Raw genomic sequence first — 4,587 nt, forward strand, 5'->3', positions numbered from 1 at the left:
TTTTGTGGCACCAATGCCTTTTAGGATGTGTCTTCAGCACAGGGCAAGCAAATTTTTAATGCCAATTGTGCGTCCTGTCATAAATTAGATAAACATATGACTGGTCCTGCCTTAAGAAATATAGGCCAAATTTGCGACACCTTAACGAATACTAATTTCCTTCATAGTGCTAAATCTTTAATTGAAAGTAAGGGCTACGTGACATCCTATATGTATTTTCCTAAACTTACTGAAACTGATATTTCAAATATTTTAAGATAAACTACTGACATTATTGCTCTACTTCTTTAATAGTATATGTTTTCTCGATGTAACCTATTTTTCCATCCTCAGAAATAGCTTCAACAATAACAGAAACTTCACCTACATGATCATCATTGTAAAATTCTAAGAAATACTTGCCTTCCTTATTTAAGGTAATATTCGGTTCCCAATGAATTACACTTCGGTTATCTGGTATTACCCAATCTTGATTTGTAAGCGTTTCGTAATTTGGAGCATAGAATTCAACAGACTCAGAGAATCCTTGAATTTCATTTATTAAAACGCCTTTTGCCTTAGATATACCAAAAAGACCCTTTCCAGATTTAGTATAAATGTTTACTAAAATTGCACTTTGCGGACAATAGCGAATTCCAGGAAAAGTGTCAGTACAATATCTATTTTTGTCTTTTGGATTTCTATTAATATCTATACTTTCAACTTCATCTGCAGGTATATCTTGGATTAAACTGTAATCCTCAATATTTACTGGTATATTATCTATCAGAACATAGGTCCAATCAACACGTCTATCCCATACATAAAGCCAAGGAGGTTTAGTTTCTGTATACAAGACCTGAATAACATCACCATATTGAGCTTTTAATACACTGAAAACACCATGGGACCAATCTGGTGCATTTTCACTTAACTTTTTTCCATCAATCACTACATCAGGTTCTCCATGCAAATCAATAAACTTCTCTCTTTCTGGTGTCATTTTATATCCTTTTACATTAACCTCATCTAAGGCTATGGTATTAAAAGCCGTTTCATACTTTTTCTGAATCTCATTAACCGTTTCCATCTCTGCTTTAAAGTTAGACTTTACCTCGCTTGGTAATGAAAACAACTGTTGTTGTAAGCTTTTTATTTTCGGTTGCCACTTTTTATCAAGGTTGATACTAAAATCAATTGGCTCTCCTTTTTTGTCTACAACTTGCATAAAAAACTCGGTGCTTCCTTTATAAATATCATCAAGTGCAAAATAATATTTACCGCTTTCAGGAATTTCTATACTATTGATTTGTGGAATCTCATCTTGGACTATGAGATTAAGGTCTAAGGGGTTTTTAGGACGTTTTCTAGGATTAAAGTATTCTCCTATTGTACCTGACAGCTTTAGATGAGTTTCTGGCTGGTGCTCAAATGTGGTCAGAGGAGATACTGTTGTGTAATTGTAGTTACGCCATCCTTGTGTAAGCATTAAAGCATCTAAATCGGAATACCCTCGCGGATTAGAAGCTTCGAAATAAGAATCTGGTCGTTCAATAAATCCCTTCAATTCTGAATTCAGCAATAAATGAGATACTATATTTGACTTAAGTTCTTTTGAATTTTCGCTCCGTTTTTTGTCGACTACTAGTATTGAAAGGTTGGTATTATTACCAAGTTGCGCACTGTCTAAAACAACTTCCATTTTTACCTTTTCGCGCTGAACGTAATTAATTTTATCTGAGTTTAAGCCTAGTTTTAAACGATTATCATCTCTGTAATTAAAAAACAGACGCTCACACACGGTCTGATTTTTATCATTACTAACGCTTATTTTAATTATGCCATCTGGTAATGATTTTTTGGGAATCGAAGTTGTTATGGTTTGTTTTTGCTTAAATCTAAAGCTCTGATGTTTTGTGCCTTTTGATGAAACTTCTAGGATAAAAAATTTAGACTTTTGATTTTTTGACGTTATTGACAACATCAACTCATCTTTTATATTAGCCACCGTTAAAACACTACCTGAATTATAAGGGATGGGTAGATTATATTTATAGATAATATCGTTATTTCTGATTTCGGCATAATACGTTAACCCTAATTTTGGACGAAGTTTTAAAGTTCCCATTCCTAAGTCATTACTCTTAAAAGCTGTAATTGGATTTCCTTTACTGTTTTTAATAGTGCCTTCTACTTTACGACCTTTTCCGTTATAGTCTAAAGCCTTAAATCCGACTGTGCTTAAAAGTCCATTAACCAACTTACCTCCTTCAGGAAAGAAATGAAAATCTAAATGGTCTTCATCAATAATTACCGTCTCTGAATAAAAATTTTCCTTTGTCTTATTAAATTCAAATCTGTTTTTAGGAGCAACTTTAAATTTAAGTTCGGCTACTGTGGCATCCTCTGGTAATTTATAGTCTAATCTGTATATGCCCTCTTTAGTTTTTTCTAAAAGCACTGAATCTAAGGATTTACCAGTATCTATAAATAAGTTTAATTTCCCTTTAAAATCATTATTAATCACTTTTGGATTAATATCTGCTTCAATAGATGTATATTCTCCAAGTCCAACAGCAATATTTATAATGGCTTTTTGCTTTTCAGTCTCCTCTTTTAAATTAAAAACCTCAATCGGTTGGTAAAACATAAAATCATCACCAAAATTTCTATTCCAATGTGTGTAAGCCCTGATTTGATATTTACCTTGCTCATAGCTTTTTTCTAAATTGAAGGAACCCTCAGCAAGACCACCAATAAGCTTTAATAATTTATGCTCTATTAAATTCCCGTTTGAGTCAATAAGTTCCACATGCAAAATTTTGCTCAAATCTGATGGGCTATTATCATGAGATTTTACTACTACTGCTTTAAACCAAATCGTCTCTCCTGTTTGATATAAAGCATTGTCAATTTGAAGGTATATTTTTTCAGCCACACTATGCTTAGACAAAATAGGTTTAGGAATATCGTTGTATACTTGAGATTGTGTACACAAAATAGAAAACACTAAATAAATTAAAGTAAATATCTGTCTCATAACAATATTTATTAAATAAATGAGAGAATTGATTAAAGGTTGCGTGTAAAACTAAAAACCTTATACACAAAGAGGTAATATACTGATTTTTTAAGAGATTAACATTACATTAATCTTCTATTAAGTCAAAACTAAAAAATAATAGAGCTATTAAAAAAATATTTACCTGCGTCTAAGTTAATCCTAGGTTAACCCTAGCCATTTTGTATTTACTCTAAATTGTTCGTTCTAGATTTGTTTCATCGTCAATCAAAAAAATAACCAACAAGAATTGTAAACTCTGTTTTATGTTTAACTTACCAAAGCTTATGAAACGTAAAATTAATAGTCTTATCCTTGCGTCTATCCTTGGTCTAATTGCTCTCTCTATTATTCAGGGATATCTCATTCATAATACTTACGAACTCAAGAAAAAAGCCTTTATTAATGAAACAAGAGAATCAATTTCGCGGATCGATGATTTCTCTCCAAAGCTAGATTCTCTTTCGGAATTCTGGCAAGAACACTTTATCAAAAAAGTAGTAGATTACAAGTTTGGTCTGGCTCAAAAAAGAGACGTTGTAAGCAATTTAGAGTTTGTCATAGATTCCATAAATGACACTTATAAATCAGAATATCAGAAAAGTCTTGATGCCAATAATATTCCTTACGGTATTAAATTCCACAAAAAAGTTAAAACCATTATCATAGCTGACTCCATAAAAACTGACACGTTATTTAATATCATTAAAACACCTAAAGCCATTGTTTTAGGTGATGATATTTCAGAAGATAATAGTATTGGTATTAGCAGTACCAACTGGGAAACCGACCATACCTCAACCAGAACCATTAACGGTGAGGAAAAAGAAGTGAGCTTTTATTTAACTTTTCAAACCATTGATGAGATGGATATTGATGGCTGGAAAGCCATAGTACTTAAACAGATGTTTGGACTTCTACTCCTATCATTACTCATATTTGCAATGGTTATTGGTCTGCTCTATTATTCTATTAAAAGCTTAATTACCCAAAAGAAAATCGCGGATATTAAGACAGACTTTGTAAATAACATTACACATGAACTCAAGACACCTTTGGCGACCTTAACCTTAGCTACAAAAATGCTAAAGAATGATGCTGTTCAAAAGCAACCAGAACAAGTCGCTAATACCGTTGAAACTATTGAACGCCAAAACAAGAGACTTCAAAAACTAATCGATCAAGTCTTAAATAATAGTTTAGGCTATCACGAAATTCAGTTAAATAAGGAATCTGTTAATACAGAAGCCTATTTAAATACCGTTTTGGATGATTTTATGCTTTCGGTAAAATCAAAAAATGTTCAATTAAATCGATCGTTTTCTAACACTGTAAACACTATTGAAATAGATAAATTTTATATTACTACAGCGCTATTAAATATTCTAGAAAATGCAGTTAAATACTCCAACGAAGAGTTAATAATTGATTGTAATATCCAGAGTGAAAAAACGTTAACTATATCTATTAAAGATAATGGGATTGGGATTTCAGAAAAAGATAAACATCAAGTCTTAGAGAAGTTTTATCGCGCAGGAGATAAGAAA

At 31.9% G+C, this 4,587-nt stretch carries 3 protein-coding genes; 2 read left to right on the forward strand and 1 reads right to left on the reverse strand.

Annotated elements, in window-relative coordinates; genetic code table 11:
* The first annotated feature begins 27 nt into the window (after window positions 1-27).
* Window positions 28-261, forward strand: a complete 234-nt coding sequence (locus HRU49_RS14045) for a cytochrome c (RefSeq protein WP_296358259.1) — start codon at window positions 28-30, stop codon at window positions 259-261.
* 10 nt (window positions 262-271) lie between these two features.
* Here HRU49_RS14045 and HRU49_RS14050 read toward each other — a convergent pair whose 3' ends face one another.
* Window positions 272-3,019: an MG2 domain-containing protein gene (locus HRU49_RS14050; RefSeq protein WP_296358261.1), complete on the reverse strand. Its 2,748-nt coding sequence runs from the start codon at window positions 3,017-3,019 to the stop codon at window positions 272-274.
* Window positions 3,020-3,327: 308 nt separating this feature from the next.
* On the opposite strand from HRU49_RS14050, the gene HRU49_RS14055 reads away from it, so the two are divergent.
* Window positions 3,328-4,587, forward strand: a 1,260-nt coding sequence (locus tag HRU49_RS14055; RefSeq protein ID WP_296358263.1) for a HAMP domain-containing sensor histidine kinase, incomplete at its 3' end; no start/stop codon positions are given.

It is taken from the genome of Winogradskyella sp., assembly GCF_013213975.1.
Lineage (GTDB): Bacteria > Bacteroidota > Bacteroidia > Flavobacteriales > Flavobacteriaceae > Winogradskyella.